Below are 16,736 nucleotides of genomic sequence, written 5' to 3'. Positions count from 1 at the left end.
TTGAATACCCCATTTTCAACCCTAAACTGTTTCAATGCACCTAATTTCTGTTGATTCTACTTGCTCGTCTAAAAGATATCAAATGGGTTCTATAAGTTTCGGAATGGAATTTATGAATATTGGGTGTGGGATAGCACCTTAGATAATCCGCAGTCTGGAACTTTAGAGGTGTATAAAAACAAGCGTATCTTGATGAACCAAGCTTGTACGAAAAGTTGAATCCTAAGCGCGGATGTTAGCACTTTTTGGAAACCCAGCTAGTAGTCTGTCATAATTCATTTTGACGGTTAAAGAGACGCGATAAATTGCCGTCTCTACAGGAAATTTATCCATCAATTATTTATTGACACAGTACTAGGGCAAATACGTTATCGCTAAAACCCTCTTAGTCAGCCAGTTTTTTCTGAAATTCATAACACCTTCTAGAAATCGTATTCACCCGATCAAACTCAAAGGATATGGAAGTGGACACTCAACACTATGACGATATTATTATCGGCGGCGGCAAAGCGGGTAAAACACTAGCACCAGCGCTAGTTGCTGACGGACGTAAAACCGCTCTAGTTGAACGCAGTTTAAACATGATTGGTGGCGGATGCATCAATATCGCCTGCATTCCTACTAAAACGATGGTGGCGAGTGCCAATGTAGCAAACACAGTGCGAAACAGTGCCGCTTATGGTGTTAAAAGCAACACACCCATTGTTAATTTAGCAGAGGTGATCCAACGAAAACGATCGGTTGTGCAATCTGCGCGTGAAATGAACTTGCACAATCTAGAAAAGGCTCTGGATAACAACTTGATTATTGGCGAAGCAAAGTTTGTTGCTCCCAAAACGATCGCAGTAACGATGGCTGACGGGAACAATCGCTTACTTACCGCCGAACGCTTATTTATTAATACAGGCACACGACCGTTAATTCCATCCATTCCCGGACTCACAGAAGTTGAGTTTTTAACGAGTGAGTCGATTATGGAGCTAGAATACTTGCCTGAACACCTGATCGTTCTCGGTAGTGGCTATATTGGTTTAGAGTTTGCCCAGATGTTTCGGCGCTTTGGCTCTCGCGTTACTGTCATTGGACAAAGTGAGCAAATCCTGTCACAGCAAGATCCAGATATAGCGATCGCAGTTCAAACACTGTTAGAACAAGATGGTATTGAATTCTTGTTGAAGGCGAAGGTGTTGAAGATTGATCGCACTGGCAATGAAACCATCCTGCAAATCCAAGTTGCCGATCGCTCCCTCAGCCTCCAGGGTTCGCATTTGCTCGTCGCCGTTGGTCGTGCGCCCAATACCGAGAGCTTAAATTTAGCTGCTGCTGGTGTGGCAACCGATACACGCGGATTTATTCAAGTCAACGATCGCCTGGAGACAAATGTACCCGGAATTTGGGCGTTAGGCGATATCAATGGGGGGCCGCAATACACCCATATATCCCTTGATGATTATCGCATTGTCAAAGCTAATTTAATTGATGGGGGCGATCGCAGTACAAGCGATCGCTTAGTGCCATCCTGTTTGTTCATCGATCCAGAACTGGCTCATGTGGGTTTAACCGAAACTGAAGCACAGCAACAAGGATATCCCATCCGCGTGGCGAAGGTTGATGCGTCAGCTGTTCCCAGAGCAAGAACACTCGGTCAAACCGATGGACTGCTGAAGGCGATCGTGGATACAGAGACAGGTCGAATTCTAGGGTGTTCCCTGTTGTGTCATGAAGCAGGTGAAGTGATTTCGACGGTGCAGATGGTGATGCAAGCTCAGATGCCCTACACCGTTCTGCGCGATGGTATTTTGACTCATCCCACGATGACTGAAGGGTTAAATATATTGTTTTCTAAGTTATAAGGAGACAGCAAGCGCAGACCCAAGGACTTATAAGCTGTTACGCATAGAACTTGCATTATCAGGGCGGGCAAGATGCCATAGGTGTCAAGTTAAGCTCAAACTTCCTATGTCAATAAGCATTTATGCTTAACAATTTGGTTTGAAAGGGACAAAAAACGAACTTTTTCAGGGACTATTAATGCTTTGTTTATTAGCATCACTCCCAGCTTGCGTATAAAAGTCAGAAAAAAGTTCACCTTTATACTTCGTTCCTAACAAAACCTATCGTTGACAAATGGGTTTTAACCTTAAGTTGACACTAATGGCAAGATGCCCACCCCACAATCAATCATATTGGAACAGGTAGATGAAACTAAAAGATAAAATTGCACTGGTTACAGGGAGTAGTCAAGGGATAGGACAGGCGATCGCAATTCGTCTAGCACAGGAAGGAGCAAGTATTGTTATCAACTACCGCTCTCATCCTGAAGGTGCAGAAGAAACCTTGTCGAAGGTAAAAGCCGCTGGTGGTCAGTGCCATATAGTAGATGGGTTTACAATTCAAGGAGATACAGGTAAGGTTGCCGATGTGCAGCGCATGATTGCAGACAGTATTTCCCACTTTGGCAAGCTAGATATTTTGGTTAACAATGCAGGCATTGAAAAAAACGCCGATTTTTGGGATGTGACTGAAGCCGATTACGATGCTGTCATGAATGTGAATCTCAAAGGAATATTCTTTGCCACACAAGCATTTGTGCAACACCTACTAGAAAGAAAGCAACCTGGCAAGATTATTAATATTAGTTCCGTACACGAAGAATTACCTTTTCCGCACTTTGCTGCTTACTGTGCTAGCAAAGGTGGCTTGAAAATGCTCACCCGTAATTTGGCTGTAGAACTGGCTCCTCATGGCATTAATATTAATAATGTTGCGCCAGGGGCAATTGAAACTCCCATAAATACTAAACTTTTAAACGATCCACAGAAGTTAGGGGCGCTCCTGAAAAACATTCCTTTGGGAAGATTGGGACAACCAGGAGATGTTGCATCTATAGTTGCATTTCTCGCATCTTCTGAGTCAGATTATGTAACAGGTACAACATTTTTTGTTGACGGTGGGTTGCTCTGGAATTATCAAGAGCAATAGAGTGTTGGGAAGTGTGGGAAGTGTGGGAAGTGTGGGAAGCTTTTTTATAGTCCCCAGTCCCCAGTCCCCAATCCCCATTCCCATTTTGAATTCGGAGCGAAGCGACGTGACTCCAGAAGAAGTAAGATTGCAGCAGGATCGAGAACGTGTTGCCTACTGGAAACGCTGGGGGCCTTATCTCAGCGATCGCCAATGGGGAACGGTACGGGAGGATTACAGCCGAGACGGTTCTGCTTGGGATTATTTTCCTCACGATCATGCCCGATCGCGTGTTTATCGTTGGGGCGAAGATGGCATTGCTGGTATTTCCGATAGTCGCCAACGTTTGTGTTTTGCGATCGCCCTGTGGAATGGCAACGATCCCATTCTCAAAGAACGACTGTTTGGGCTAACGGGCACAGAAGGTAATCACGGTGAAGATGTTAAAGAGTATTACTTTTATCTTGACAATACGCCCACCCATTCCTACATGAAATGCTTGTACAAGTATCCTCAACAAGCATTTCCCTACATGCAACTGTTAGAAGAAAATCGACGCAGAAGCAAATTTGAGCCGGAGTTTGAGCTACTTGATACGGGGATCTTTGCCGAGAACCGTTATTTTGACGTTTTTATCGAGTATGCCAAAGCCACACCGGAAGATATTTTAATTCAAATTGCGATCGCTAATCGCAGTTCAGAAGCCAGCACACTCCACCTACTGCCAACACTCTGGTTTCGGAATATCTGGGCTTGGAATCCCGAAATTGAGAAACCTTTTATGAAAGTGGTTAGCTCAGATTCCAACTTCAGTTTAATTGAAGCCGAGAATTCTCACCTAGGAACTCGCTGGCTTTACTGCCAAGGAGATACAGAACTCCTGTTTACGGACAACGAAACCAATTACGAACGATTATTTGGTTCCAGCAATGATTCACCTTATGTCAAAGATGGCATTAATGAGTATGTTGTGAATGGGAAAACAGCAGCCGTCAATCCCAAACGTATAGGCACAAAGTTTGCCTCTCACTACAAATTAACCATCAATCCAGGTGAAACTAAAGTTGTGCGCTTGCGGTTGAGTGATGTGCAAACACTTACAGAGCCTTTTGGCAAAGATTTTGACACAATTTTCCAGACACGCATTGCTGAAGCTGATGAATTTTATCAGGGCATTTCTCCCTTTCCCGTGTCAGAAGATGAGCGCAATATTCAACGTCAAGCCTTTGCCGGCTTGCTATGGAGCAAGCAGTATTATAACTATGTCGTCCATGACTGGCTCAAGGGCGATCCCCAACAACCACCACCTCCACCGGAAAGAAAGGCTGGACGCAACCATGAGTGGATTTCTCTATTTAGCGAAGATATTCTCTCGATGCCAGACAAGTGGGAATACCCTTGGTTTGCTGCTTGGGATCTAGCATTTCACCTGATTCCTTTAGCTGTCATTGATCCAAATTTTGCCAAGTTGCAGCTTGACCGCCTGACGCGAGAATGGTATATGCAGCCCAATGGTCAATTACCTGCTTACGAATGGGCATTTGGTGATGTTAATCCACCCGTGCAGGCGTGGGCAGCTTTACGCGTTTATCAAATCGAGCAGAAGTCTTACGGAAAAGCCGATCGCGCTTTTTTAGAAAAGGTCTTTCACAAGCTGTTGCTGAATTTTACTTGGTGGGTAAATCGCAAAGATGTAGAAGGTAAAAACGTCTTTCAGGGCGGGTTTTTGGGACTGGACAATATAGGGGTATTTGACCGCAGCAAGGAACTACCCACAGGCGGACATCTCAATCAAGCAGATGGTACAAGCTGGATGGGAATGTACTGTTTAAATATGCTAGCGATCGCCCTGGAACTCGCGAAAGAAGATTCTACCTACGAAGACATTGCCAGCAAGTTCTTCGAGCATTTTCTCTACATTGCCGATGCCATTGACGGCATTGGGAATGCAGATATTTCGCTCTGGAATGAAGAAGAGGGCTTTTACTACGATGCGCTGCATTTACCCGATGGACGGCAATTTCCCGTCAAAGTGCGCTCAATGGTTGGGTTAATTCCCCTTTACGCTGTCACAGTGCTGGAATTAGAAACTTTAGAGCGTTTTCCCGGCTTCAAGCGTCGGATGGAATGGTTCATTCGCAATCGCCCAGATTTAAAAGATAATGTCGCCTGTATGGAAACACCGGGGGTAGGTGCGAGAAGGCTATTAGCGATCGCTTACAAGACAAAGTTACAACGCATTCTGCAACGGATGCTCGATGAGAATGAATTCTTAAGTGATTACGGAATTCGCGCTATTTCCAAGCATCACCTCAAAGATCCTTATATATTACATCAAGGCGAACATGATTACTGCGTTCGTTACGAACCCGCCGAATCTACCACAAGTTTGTTTGGCGGTAACTCTAACTGGCGCGGCCCGATTTGGTTCCCGGTAAACTACTTAATTATTGAATCACTGTGGAGGTTTTATGATTACTTCGGAGATAGCTTGAAGGTGGAATATCCCACAGATTCGGGGCAAGAAATGACATTAAAGGAAATAGCGATCGCCCTTTCTCATCGCCTAGTTGCGATCTTTGAGCAAGATCCTGCCGGTCGTCGCCCGGTATATGGCGGTCTGGAAATATTTCAATCCGATCCCCATTGGCGCAATTATATTTTGTTCCATGAATACTTTCATGGAGATAACGGGGCGGGTATTGGAGCCAGTCATCAAACAGGCTGGACAGGATTAGTCGCCGCCTTAATTCTCCAAAATGCTGAACACCGAGCGCAAGAGCAGCATGGAAACATTTAGAAAGCATTTACCAGAATACTTAATGGAAGCAGCACAGCTAGCATTATTTCTGATTGCTGCGGGAGTATTCACCTGTGTATTTCAGTATCCTGGTTCCCCGATTCATCAAGCAATTCCCAATGGCAATTTGCGCCGATTTTTAATTGGTGTAGTTATGGGAATAACGGCAATTACCCTGATTTATTCGCCTTGGGGTAAGCAATCCGGCGCACACATGAATCCTGCTGTCACGCTCACATTCTATCGTCTGGGAAAAGTCAAACGTCAGGATGCTATTTTTTACATTATGTTTCAATGTTTGGGCGGTTTGTTTGGGGTTTATTTGGTGGCATTATTGCTGGGTCAGGTGTTCACCAAAGTGCCTGTGAACTATATCGTCACTGTGCCAGGAAAATCAGGGTGGGTTGTGGCTGTATTGGGCGAACTAGTCATTGCATTTGTAATGATGATGATCGTGCTGCTAAGTAGTAACAATCAGAAACTCAGTCGCTTTACAGGGCTATTTGCCGGATTTCTGGTAATGCTTTACGTTTTTTTTGAAGCTCCTCTATCTGGCTTTGGCATGAACCCTGCCCGCAGCCTTGCTTCTGCTTTACCTGCCCACATTTGGACAGCATTTTGGCTATATGTAATTGTGCCACCTGCGGGGATGTTGCTGGCATCAAGAGTATATCAATATCTATTTGGCAAACGCGCCGTCAAGTGTGCCAAATTGCATCACAACAATCATAAACGCTGTATTTTTCGCTGTGACTACAATCGTCACGGCAAAATCGATTTGAGTGACTCTCTGCCAATTCCAGGAGAATAATTGGTCACAATTATTCCTCAATTATTTGTGGAATTAATCTAAAATCCAAAATCTAAAATCTAAAATCCAAAATTGTCTGACAATGAACACTCATTATGATGTGATTATCATCGGCACTGGGGCGGGTGGAGGCACTTTAGCCTATCATCTTGCACCCAGTGGCAAGAAAATTTTAATTTTGGAACGAGGTAAATTTTTACCGCGAGAAAAGGAAAACTGGAGTTGACCTTGGGCCTGCTGGCGTTTCGCCACCCATTTTTGCTCAGGCATCTGCCGAAATCCTTGCACCGAAGGTCAAGACTGATGTCGATACTATGGAGTTGACGCTGACGAGAAGGAAATATGACATGAGACCAATTACTGAGGAAGTGATTAGCGCTCAACAAAAGGTTGCGGATCTTCTATATGAACTGAAAGTTGTGCCAAAACAAGTCGATGTTAAAGGAGCAACCTTAACTGCTCAGCAGTATGCAGCGATTACACCGGATGCCCTTAGGAATAGGGCTTAACTTTTGAATCAGCAAGCTTGCTACAAAACCAGACGTGATGCCTGCGACGGTAAACTACGCAATTACCTTATAATTATTAGCTAGACTAAATATTAGTTGCTCTAATATTTAGTAGAATATAATAGATAGAATTGCCCTAATGAAAATTTGGAATAGACAACTAGGCGATCGCGTAAGTAATATCATTTACCAATATTTACCCGCCTTTCGCTGGCGTAATTTTCGCCTATTTTTTGGGGGACAGTTACTATCAATGTCTGGGACATTTATGACCCAGCAATTAACTATTCCTTGGCTGGTATACGATTTAACTAAGTCGGCTTGGTTGTTGGGAGTTGCAGGCTTTGTACAATTTTTACCGACGTTATTAGTGATTCCGTTTTCGGGCGTATTGTCTGATCGCTGGAGTCGTCGTGATTTGTTAATGGTGGTGCAGATATTGGGAATTAGCGTTTCCCTGACATTAACGATTCTTACCTTTAGGAATTCGATGACGTTTCCCATCCTATTGGTACTGAGTGTTCTCAATGGTTTTCTCAAGGGATTAGATATGCCCGTGCGTCATACAATCGTCACCGAAACCGTAGATGATCGCGCTGATTGGAGTAATGCGATCGCTTTGAATTCAGTGATGTTAAGTTCCTCGCTGGTATTGGGGCCTGCTATGGGCGGGATTTTAATTGCGACGCTAGGGGTGAAATATTGTTTTCTCTACGATACCCTCAGCTATATCCCTGCCATTTTTACCCTGCTTGCAATGCGGCTGAAAGTCCGATCCACGCAGATCCTGACGAGCCTTAGTGATACTTTGCATAAATTGCGGGAGGGCTTTGAATATGTCTCCAATTTCCAGCCGATTAGAGCAATTTTATTAATATTGGCGCTACAAGGTTTAGTCGGGATGTCTCATGTCGCGCTCATGCCCCTCTTCGCGGCTAAGATTTTAAATGGGGATGCAACTACGATGGCTCACTTGAGCACCTCAGCGCCCATTGGCTCGTTGTTTGCTTGTTTGTATCTCAGTATCAGGCGAGGGATTGCGGGCTTAGAGCGTTTGATTGTAGTCGCTCAAGTCTTGATTGGGATAAGTCTGATCTCCTTCTCACTATCGCGTCAAGTTGGATTATCCATAATCATACTGGTGTTTACAGGCTGCTTTTCCATCCTCCTGATTACCAGTAGTAATATGATTATTCAAACCCTAGTTGCCGAGGATAAGCGCGGACGGGTGATGAGTTTTTATGCCCTAGCAATGGTGGGTATGATGCCCTTTGGGAATCTGTTAGCTGGAACTTTGGCACATAATTTTGGTGCGACTAATGCCTTGATTGTCTGTGGCAGTCTAAATATCTTAGGTGCGGTATGGTTCTCTGCACAATTGCCAGCAGTGAGCCGTTGGATTGATCGCTAAAGCTGTACTAAACAAGCTCCCAAGCTCCTGCTTTTTGTCAAAATGAGCAACAGAGATATTTTTGCAGTCAGGAGAATTTCAACCCTTTACCTGCTCTATCTCTACACCCGTTCCTTGGTCTAGTTCTATGAACTTTGGCCCGGCGATCAGAACTACAATCATCATTAAAATACTCGTCACCATGATGATGCTCACCACGCTGGGATCTTCAAAATTACTTGTAGCTACTAATAATGCTGCGGCAAAATTACGTTGAGCTGTTCCTACTCCTAGCACTCGTTGAGTATCGATACCAGGGCCGCCCAAAAGATAACCGACGGTAAAGGAGAAGACTATGAAAACGGCACAAACTAAAATTGCACCTGTTTGTAATAAGCCAATGATATCGTTAGTGTGAACTATCAGCCTGACAACCAGACCTAAAAGCAATCCAGCATTAGATAATTTGAACAAAATAGGTTGGATAATGGGGGCGATCGCACTCAATTTTGCTTTGATGAATAACCCAATGATCAATGGGCTGACCATCATTAACAATAAGGGTTTGGCAATGTCCCAGGAGTTAATTTGCACACCTTCTACCACTAAGGGCAGTACAACCGGCATATAAAAAATTGTGCCCAGCATTAGCAACATCATTAATCCCACTGAGAAAGCGATATTGCCTTTGACTATGTGGGCAAGTTTTGGTAGTGCTGGAGGCCCTGATGCTACTGCCATGATCAGTAAGCCATCTCTTAGTGGTTCACTTAAATGTACTACTTGTAGTAACAAATATACAAAAAGCGGCACTAGCACAAAATTTGTTAGCAGCGATGATATGACTAAGCGGAGGTTGCGGAGTGGTTCCCAAATCTGTTGTACAGTTAGACTTAACCCTGCACCCAGCATGGTGAACACGATAAATGTGAAAAGTGCGAATTTGTCGATTAGTGACAAGATTTCATTCATGATTTTTTATCTCATGCAGAGGGGAGCAGGGGAGCAGGGGAGCAGGGGAGCAGGGGGGGATGAGGAATAAATTACCCCAGTCCCCAGTCCCCAATCCTCAGTCCCTATTACTTCAATTCCAGGGTGACTTGCTGTAAGTTGCCGGTGAATGCAAAGGGTGTTTGGTAAGTATTTACCACAGGTGTGCCAGTATCTTGACCAACATCAAAGGTTTCATCTAAACCAAATCGGTAGCCTACGGTTTTATCAATGCGACCTTCGGCAACCTGTTGATCGTTGATCGAAAGCTTACCAGTACCGCCTGCTCCCGGAGCGCCACCGTCATAAGTAAAGTCAAATTTGATTTGGGATTTGCCGATCGCAATTGGTTGGGAAGATTGAATGATTGTGCGATCGCTATTTAAGAAGTTGTAAGCAAAGGTGGGTTTACCTTCTTTCAAAAATAAACTCCAACCCGCAAAACGTCCGCCTTGGGTGACTAAAACGCCTTCAGTACCAGATGAAGCAGCATCCACATCGGCAGTGATGCTAAAAGAGCGATTCTTAATATTGGGAGCGCTGCCTTCGGGAATCCCTGCAACAGATGTGGAATAAGTAAAGCTATTGCGTTCTGTGGTTAGGTTAGAACGGATTTTGACATCAAACCGTTGAAGTAAGCGATCATCCAAGGGCAGAACTTTGTATTTCTCTGCTTCCTTCAGAAATAGATTTTGTAGTTGCGCTAACTTGTCAGGGTTCTGCTTGGCTAAATCGTTGGCTTCACTGAAGTCTTTGGTAATATCGTATAGTTCCCAATTATCTTCATCGAAGGTGGTTTTGGAGACACGCTCCCAAGGTAAGCGTCCATGACGGGCGGCTGCTACCCAACCTCGATCGTAAATACCACGATTGCCAAACATCTCAAAATACTGGGTTTTGTGATTAGATGGTACGGCAGAATTATCAAAGCTATAAACAAGGCTAGTACCTTCGATGGGTTGTTGTTTTACACCGTTGACTACCTCTGGTTCTTCAATCCCCACAGCTTCTAGAATTGTAGGCGCAATATCAATTACATGATGGAATTGGCTCCGCAGTTCACCACGATTTTTGATACGTTCGCCCCAAGCTACAACTAAACCATTGCGAGTTCCGCCGAAGTGAGAAGCAATTTGTTTTGTCCATTGGAAGGGGCTATCTACTGCCCAAGCCCAAGCTGCATGAAAATGATTGAAGGTTTTTGGCCCACCTAAATCATCAAAAGCCGCGAGAACTTCTTGAGGACTTTCTGCTACGCCATTAAAGACTTTTAATTCATTAACACTACCTGTTAAGCCGCCTTCAGCACTCGCACCATTATCGCCGGCGATGAAAAAGACTAAGGTGTTATCCAACTCACCAAGTTGATCGATCGCATCAATGACTCTACCAATTTGTGCATCGGTATGGCTAAGGAAACCTGCAAATACTTCCGCCTGACGCGCATAAACTTTCTGCTCGGTGGGAGTGAGGGAATCCCAAGCCGGGAGTTCTGCCGGACGAGGAGTCAGTTTAGTATCGGCGGGAATTACACCCAAAGCTAACTGACGAGCAAAGATGTCTTCGCGTAATTTATCCCAACCTCGATCGAATTTACCCTTGTACTTGTCGATCCATTCCTTGGGCGCATGGTGTGGGGCATGGGTTGCGCCAGTGGCAAAGTAGGTAAAGAAGGGTTTATCAGGAGCGATCGCTTGTTGGGTGCGAATCCACTTAATTGCATGGTCTGCTAGATCGGGGGTGAGGTGATAATCAGGGCGATTTGGTTTCTGAATATGTTGGGTATTTTCCACCAAAGCTGGACTCCATTGATTGGTATCACCGCCCATAAATCCATAGAAGTACTCAAAACCTAAACCTGTCGGCCAGCGATCGAATGGGCCAGCCGCACTGGTTTCATAGTCTGGGGTATTGTGCCATTTGCCAAAGGCCGCCGTGTTATATCCATAGTCGCGCAAGACTTCAGCGATCGTTGCCGCACTTCTAGGTAAAATCGCTGTATAACCTGGATAGCCTGTGGCTAACTCCTCAACCACACCTGTATTCACAGAATGATGATTGCGTCCCGTGAGCAATGCGGCTCTGGTAGGAGAGCAGAGTGCTGTAGTGTGGAATTGGTTATAGCGCAATCCCCTTGCTGCTAGACGGTCTAAATTAGGCGTATCGATCGAACCGCCAAAGGTGCTAGTTTGTCCAAAACCGACATCATCAAGCAACACCAGCAAAACGTTTGGTGCATTTTTTGGAGCCTTAATTGGTTTGGGGAAGTCTGGTTCGGATTCTTTGTAAGTAATGCCAATTTTGCCTTTAAAAGATGGTTGGGGTAATGGCAATTTGTCGCCGTAGTCTGCCCAAGCAGGTAGAGGTAAGAGACTAGAAAATATTAGCGTTAGGGCTGTCAAAAAGGCGATCGCACCAGAAGTTAACTTCAGAGATACATACAAAGAATCTTTTTTGTGGGGATCAGTCTGTTGTGCCATTATTGTTGCTCATCAAAGGTAGTGTGCTGGAGGGCAAATTTTTAACTAGCCGAAACCCGATATGAGTAGTTCCCGTATCGGGTGATTCTGACTCCCGCGCTGCCGGACGGAAGCGGCTACAGTAATTGGGAGCGCAGAGATACGATCCCCCCTTGATCACGTGTAACTCTGATTCATCGGGCTTTTTGGGATCAAAGCTTTGATTTAAGGCAATAGGATTAATTTGATGGGATTTGCGATCGCGTCCGATTTGAAAGAAATCAGTAGTCCATTCCCACACATTGCCGGTCATATCATAGAGTCCATAACCATTGGGTGCAAAAGAACCGACGGGAGCAATGCCCAAGTGACCATCGGCTTTGGTGTTGAAAAAGGGAAAAATTCCTTGCCAAGTGTTGGCTCTATGTTCAGAATATTGATTCCCCCAAGTGTATGTTGCACCATCCAAGCCACCACGGGCGGCATATTCCCATTGGGCTTCGGTGGGTAGGGATTTTCCTGACCATTTGGCGTAGGCTAGGGCATCTTCATAAGCTATGTGGACAACTGGATAGTTGGATTTGCTAGCGATAGCACTGTCTGGGCCAAAGGGATGTTGCCAATTCGCACCAGTAGTCCAATGCCACCAACTCAGAAAGGAAATTTGCTTGACACCTGGTTTTGCCATCTCAAACACTAGGGAACCCGGTAATCGCTGCTCATCAGGTAAATTGGGAAACTGTTCTTGAGATAAGGGGCGCTCTGCAACTGTCACATATCCTGTTTCTTTGACAAATTCACCAAATTGTGCATTTTTTACCTCATATTTATCAATACAGAAGTTAGTCACCGTTACATCTCCAGGCGATCGCTCTTCCACAAAACTGGAATTATCAGACCCCATTTTGAATGTTCCTCCTGAAATCATCGCCATATCTTGGGGACAGGGATTGACTATGGCTGCCAATGCGGTTGTATTGATGAATAAGAGTGCGATCGCTATTCCTTGAATGAATATTAGTGTAAGAAAGCAATATTTTTTCCCATCCCTAATATTCTCACTTTTGCTATTTCTAATTGAATGCCTGTAGTTCATCAATAAGATTCAATTTTTTTTAAAACTTATATCATTTTGGATTTTAGATCAACAATCCCCCTTTTCGTTGTATTTTTCGGTAATCTCTTACTCGTATTACATTATTTATTGTCGAAAAATCTATATTTTATAATAATTTTAAGAAAATTTTCAATCTTTAATACTATCAGAGACTGTTAACTCTAAACTCAGGCTAATTTACAATAAATATCTTTATTTCTGTTAAGATAATTCCAATAAATCAATTACCAAAATAAACGCAGACGCATTTGCAGAGTGTCTCGTCACAGGCTACCACAGAGGCAAGGCAGCGCGGTCTTCTCCCAAAGGGAGAGGCTAGCGCCAAGGGGGTTTACCCCATGAGGGACTGCCGCACAGATAAATAAGGAGGAGAGAGTTTTTGAGCTATTTTTTTATTTAGAATTCCTCAAAATACTAAAAACCGATCAATTTACCGATGTTTATCTAATATTGATAAATTACATCTTGTGAAAACATAAGTCAAGCACTATATATATTTAGCTACGAAAAAGCTTAACACCACCTCAGTGAAATATTGGTGTAGCGACAAAACCAGTTTTGATGCCCTTCTTAAACCCAGTTTTTTCGTAAAACTGGAGTACTTCCTTGGTTTGACTTCCACTTAGAAGGATTACGTAGAAGCGATCGCTTCTGTAAAACTATGTTTGTATGGTCAACCTTCATTTACAACTATACCTAAGCTCAACTTCCCTTGGTGCAAATGTACCAAACAGCCAATTGCTCTCTACGGCGGTGAGGTTCTGGTGAATACCTGATGAAGAGTGCTACTCAAAATTAGTAATAGTGATATAGTTACTCCAATCGGTTCTGATGAGAAGCAGCCAATGGCTAACGCCACGCTGCGCTATCGGACGCAAGGGGGAAAGTCCGGTGTAAATCCGGCGCTGTCCCGCAACTGTGAACCAAAATTAGGTAAGTCAGGATGCCCGCCGGTTAGAATCAATTCGTTTACATACATAAATCTGCGAGGTACAGATTATGAAAAGAAAAAAACAGGCGTTAGTCAGTCTAACCCTGATGGCAGTTATCAGTTTTTATCTAGTAGTTGGTTTACCCAAACCCGCCTACGCTATGCACATTATGGAAGGTTTTTTACCTGTGCAGTGGGCAATTTTTTGGTGGATTGTGGCATTACCATTTTTTCTACTAGGATTGCGTAGTTTGACTCGTATTACCCAAGCTAACCCGGAACTGAAACTACTGCTGGGCTTGGCTGGTGCTTTTACTTTCGTGCTGTCAGCGTTGAAAATTCCTTCCGTCACAGGTAGCTGTTCTCACCCAACAGGGACGGGATTAGGTGCGGTGCTGTTTGGCCCCCTTACTATGTCGGTTTTGGGTAGCTTAGTGTTGTTATTTCAAGCTTTGTTACTGGCGCATGGTGGCTTGACAACGCTGGGTGCAAATGCTTTTTCGATGGCGATCGCTGGGCCATTTGCAGCTTACTGGATATATAATCTGACAATAAAGTTGGGTGGTAAACAAAAAATTGCTATATTTCTAGCAGCTGCGATCGCAGATTTACTCACCTACATTATCACTTCTATCCAACTCGCCCTAGCTTTTCCTGCACCTGTTGGTGGGTTTCTCGCTTCATTTACCAAGTTCGCCGGAATTTTCGCCATTACTCAAGTTCCCTTAGCAATTAGTGAAGGATTGCTAACTGTATTGGTGTGGAACTGGCTGCAATCTTATAATCCTCAAGAATTGGAATTGCTGAAATTAATCAAACGTGAACCCCAAGGAAATGAATCAGTCTAAAAAAGGGTTGAGTAACTGGCTGTTGGTAGTAGCTGTATTAGCCTTAGCAGTTGCACCGTTAATATTTGTGCGTGGTGGCGAATTTGCCGGTTCCGATGACAAAGCTGAAAAAGCAATTACTGAAATACAACCTGGATATAAACCCTGGTTTAAATCATTTTTTGAACCAGCTAGCGGTGAAATAGAAAGCTTATTATTTGCGTCGCAAGCAGCTTTGGGTGCTGGAGTAGTCGGTTATGCAATTGGGTTGTATAAAGGACGTTCCCAACAACAAAAACGTGAAGAATGAGCCTGCAATTAGATACTTTAGCTTATACCAATCGACTGCGAAGATTGCCACCAGAACATAAACTAATTTTTGCATTTACTACTCTTGCTATTTCCCTTGCTACTCATCCGCTAGTGCAGATTTTAATGGCGCTTTGGATGAGTATTTGGACAGTTATTTATGCAAGAATTCCGGCTGGTGTTTATTTTCGGTTGTTAATGTTCACCATAGGTTTTTGTTTGACAAGTTTACCAGCCCTGATGGTGAATGGAATTGCGATTAATGATTTGCCAAGGGTACAATTAGATTCCTGGTATGGACTAAATCTCGGACACTTCTATATTTATATCAGTCATAGTGGCAGTATCCAAGCATGGGGAATTATAACCAGAGCATTAGCCTCTGTTTCTTGCCTATATTTTCTCATGCTAACTGTTCCTTTCACCGAGATATTACAAACTCTGCGTTACTTGCGATTTTCAGTACTTTTAACAGATTTGTTATTACTAATGTATCGGTTTATTTTCATTCTATTGAACACAGCCACTGAATTGTGGACAGCGCAAAATTCCCGTGGTGGCTACCGTACTTGGCGTAATGGGATGAAAAGTTTAGCACTACTAATCGGACAACTATTACAACGAACCTTACAACGATATAGTCAGTTCTCTCTCGGACTGCAATCACGGGGTTTTGTGAGTGAATTTCGAGTTTGGCATCCTCCTCGCTATCGTCCTCAAGCACGATATATCATCGAAGCAATTTGCGGCTGTGTAGGATTAATAGTATTAGACTTTTGGCGAAATGCAGGAATATTTACTCGAATTTGAGCAGGTATATTATACCTATCCAGGCGCACAACAATCAGCTTTGAATGGTCTAACACTGAAGATTCCATCAGGTAAAAGATGTGCATTAATTGGTCAGAATGGTTGTGGTAAAACGACATTATTTCTATTAGCTAATGGTCTATATAAACCTAACTCTGGTGTTGTCCGTTGGCGTGGTGAACCGTTAAGTTATAATCGTAATTATCTTGGCAGTTTAAGACAGAAAGTTGGACTAGTATTTCAAGACCCAGAACAACAATTAGTAGCTTCTACTGTTGAAGAAGATATATCTTACGGTTTGTGTAATTTAGGTTTACCAGAACTAGAAATTAAAGACCGAGTAGAACAAGCATTAGTTGAATTTGAACTGACCATTTTAGCAGAAAGACCAGTGCATCATCTAAGTTTAGGGCAAAAAAAGCGAGTTTCCATAGCAGATGTGATGGTGTTGCAACCGGAACTGTTGGTGTTGGATGAGCCAACTGCCTATTTAGATATCAAACATACTCGTAACTTGATAGCAACCATGAAAAAAATTCATGGAGATGGAACCACTTTGTTGATGGCAACCCATGATTTGGATTTAGTTTATCGGTGGGCAGATTGGGTTTTTGTCATGGATAAAGGGCAACTGATTCTAGAAGGTAAACCACAAGATGTATTTAGCCAGCGTCCACTTTTAGAAGAGTTAGAGTTGGGCGTACCATTGATATATGAGATGTTATTTGATGGGTTATCTGCTGAAGAGGGAGTAGTTATAGAACAAGTGCGACAACGGATATTAGAGCGATTTCGTAATTTTTCTTGATTATACAGTTAGAG

Annotated in this window: 13 protein-coding genes, 1 pseudogene and 1 riboswitch; of the genes and pseudogenes, 11 read left to right on the top strand and 3 right to left on the bottom strand. The window is 43.5% G+C overall.

Going from position 1 to position 16,736, the window contains the following annotated elements:
• Positions 1–458 precede the first annotated feature (458 nt).
• The 7 genes and pseudogenes from HWQ44_RS28945 (at position 459) to HWQ44_RS28915 (ending at position 8,492) form a co-directional block, all read left to right on the top strand.
• Positions 459–1,853, top strand: a complete 1,395-nt coding sequence (locus tag HWQ44_RS28945; protein ID WP_292725398.1) for a mercuric reductase — start codon at positions 459–461, stop codon at positions 1,851–1,853.
• A gap of 346 nt (positions 1,854–2,199) precedes the next feature.
• Positions 2,200–2,982: a glucose 1-dehydrogenase gene (locus HWQ44_RS28940; protein WP_292725397.1), complete on the top strand. Its 783-nt coding sequence runs from the start codon at positions 2,200–2,202 to the stop codon at positions 2,980–2,982.
• Between the two features lie 106 nt (positions 2,983–3,088).
• The gene (locus HWQ44_RS28935; protein WP_292725396.1) at positions 3,089–5,761 is read left to right on the top strand and encodes a glucosidase; all 2,673 of its coding nucleotides are present in this window, start codon (positions 3,089–3,091) and stop codon (positions 5,759–5,761) included.
• Positions 5,748–6,572 carry an aquaporin gene (locus HWQ44_RS28930; RefSeq protein WP_292725395.1) on the top strand — a complete coding sequence of 275 codons (825 nt, stop codon included), beginning with the start codon at positions 5,748–5,750 and terminating at the stop codon, positions 6,570–6,572. The genes HWQ44_RS28935 and HWQ44_RS28930 overlap by 14 nt, the downstream gene beginning before the upstream one ends.
• A gap of 82 nt (positions 6,573–6,654) precedes the next feature.
• Positions 6,655–6,792 (top strand): annotated as a pseudogene (locus HWQ44_RS28925) (NAD(P)-binding protein); the annotation flags it as partial.
• Between the two features lie 127 nt (positions 6,793–6,919).
• Positions 6,920–7,081: a hypothetical protein gene (locus HWQ44_RS28920; RefSeq protein ID WP_292725394.1), complete on the top strand. Its 162-nt coding sequence runs from the start codon at positions 6,920–6,922 to the stop codon at positions 7,079–7,081.
• A gap of 139 nt (positions 7,082–7,220) precedes the next feature.
• Entirely contained in the window at positions 7,221–8,492 is a 1,272-nt protein-coding gene (locus tag HWQ44_RS28915; RefSeq protein WP_292725393.1) for an MFS transporter, read from the top strand.
• Positions 8,493–8,570: 78 nt separating this feature from the next.
• Here HWQ44_RS28915 and HWQ44_RS28910 read toward each other — a convergent pair whose 3' ends face one another.
• The 3 genes from HWQ44_RS28910 to HWQ44_RS28900 all read right to left on the bottom strand — a co-directional run bounded on the left by HWQ44_RS28910 (position 8,571) and on the right by HWQ44_RS28900 (position 12,824).
• Complete coding sequence (locus HWQ44_RS28910; RefSeq protein ID WP_292725392.1) at positions 8,571–9,443, bottom strand: bile acid:sodium symporter; 873 nt, start codon at positions 9,441–9,443, stop codon at positions 8,571–8,573.
• A gap of 107 nt (positions 9,444–9,550) precedes the next feature.
• Entirely contained in the window at positions 9,551–11,941 is a 2,391-nt protein-coding gene (locus tag HWQ44_RS28905) for an arylsulfatase (protein WP_292725391.1), read from the bottom strand.
• Positions 11,925–12,824, bottom strand: a complete 900-nt coding sequence (locus tag HWQ44_RS28900) for a formylglycine-generating enzyme family protein (protein ID WP_292725390.1) — start codon at positions 12,822–12,824, stop codon at positions 11,925–11,927. The genes HWQ44_RS28905 and HWQ44_RS28900 overlap by 17 nt, the downstream gene beginning before the upstream one ends.
• A gap of 1,019 nt (positions 12,825–13,843) precedes the next feature.
• A riboswitch (cobalamin riboswitch) is annotated at positions 13,844–14,007 on the top strand.
• Between the two features lie 29 nt (positions 14,008–14,036).
• Between HWQ44_RS28900 and HWQ44_RS28895 the strand changes: the two genes are divergently transcribed.
• Genes HWQ44_RS28895 through HWQ44_RS28880 form a run of 4 tightly spaced genes read left to right on the top strand, consistent with a single transcriptional unit; the run spans position 14,037 to position 16,722 of the window.
• The gene (locus HWQ44_RS28895) at positions 14,037–14,816 is read left to right on the top strand and encodes an energy-coupling factor ABC transporter permease (RefSeq protein ID WP_292725389.1); all 780 of its coding nucleotides are present in this window, start codon (positions 14,037–14,039) and stop codon (positions 14,814–14,816) included.
• Positions 14,803–15,105 carry an energy-coupling factor ABC transporter substrate-binding protein gene (locus tag HWQ44_RS28890; protein ID WP_214436252.1) on the top strand — a complete coding sequence of 101 codons (303 nt, stop codon included), beginning with the start codon at positions 14,803–14,805 and terminating at the stop codon, positions 15,103–15,105. The genes HWQ44_RS28895 and HWQ44_RS28890 overlap by 14 nt, the downstream gene beginning before the upstream one ends.
• Positions 15,102–15,914 carry a cobalt ECF transporter T component CbiQ gene (gene cbiQ / locus HWQ44_RS28885; RefSeq protein ID WP_292725388.1) on the top strand — a complete coding sequence of 271 codons (813 nt, stop codon included), beginning with the start codon at positions 15,102–15,104 and terminating at the stop codon, positions 15,912–15,914. The genes HWQ44_RS28890 and cbiQ overlap by 4 nt, the downstream gene beginning before the upstream one ends.
• Positions 15,889–16,722 carry an ABC transporter ATP-binding protein gene (locus HWQ44_RS28880; protein ID WP_292725387.1) on the top strand — a complete coding sequence of 278 codons (834 nt, stop codon included), beginning with the start codon at positions 15,889–15,891 and terminating at the stop codon, positions 16,720–16,722. Before cbiQ ends, HWQ44_RS28880 begins: the two co-directional genes overlap by 26 nt.
• Positions 16,723–16,736: the final 14 nt, after the last annotated feature.

It is taken from the genome of Nostoc sp. JL34 (assembly GCF_017114945.1).
In the GTDB taxonomy this organism is placed as follows: Bacteria; Cyanobacteriota; Cyanobacteriia; order Cyanobacteriales; family Nostocaceae; genus Nostoc.
This window is presented reverse-complemented; position numbering and strand designations above follow the sequence as displayed.